Origin of the sequence: Pseudomonas sp. SIMBA_067 (assembly GCF_046534675.1) — a bacterium.
GTDB classification, from domain to species: domain Bacteria; phylum Pseudomonadota; class Gammaproteobacteria; order Pseudomonadales; family Pseudomonadaceae; genus Aquipseudomonas; species Aquipseudomonas putida.
In genome coordinates this window covers 1-420 of the sequence record NZ_JAWRYH010000070.1, presented here as the reverse complement: position 1 = coordinate 420, position 420 = coordinate 1, and the positions used below count along the sequence as shown (strand labels likewise).

The 420-nt window shown below is 67.6% G+C and carries 1 pseudogene; it reads left to right on the top strand.

The features are described from left to right. Window positions 1–319, top strand: a pseudogene (locus SB765_RS28130) (cyanate transporter); the annotation flags it as partial. Window positions 320–420: the final 101 nt, after the last annotated feature.

Below are 420 nucleotides of genomic sequence, written 5' to 3'. Positions count from 1 at the left end.
CGCCGGGAGCTTGGTCGCCGGCGCGAGTATCGGCATCATCGGCGTGTTGTTGCCGGGCATCGTCAAGCGTGATTTTGCCAGGCAGGCGGGTGCCATGACCGGTGTCTACACCATGGCCCTGTGCCTGGGCGCAGCCATGGCAGCCGGCGCCACGGTGCCCCTGGCTCAACGCTACGAGGGCAGTTGGGCGCTGGGGCTAGGCTTCTGGGCGGTGCCGGCACTGCTGGCCATGCTCGTCTGGATACCGCAGGCGCGCCAGGGGCACGGCCTGCACAAGGTTGCTTATCGGCCAGCGCAAGCACCACGGCTGCCGCTTTCACCCGTCGTTCACCCTGTGGATAAGCGATCCGCAGGCTGCCATCGTCATGCCAGCCCAGCCAGCGATGGCGGGTGTGGATAACTACGCCGCTGTCGCGCAGG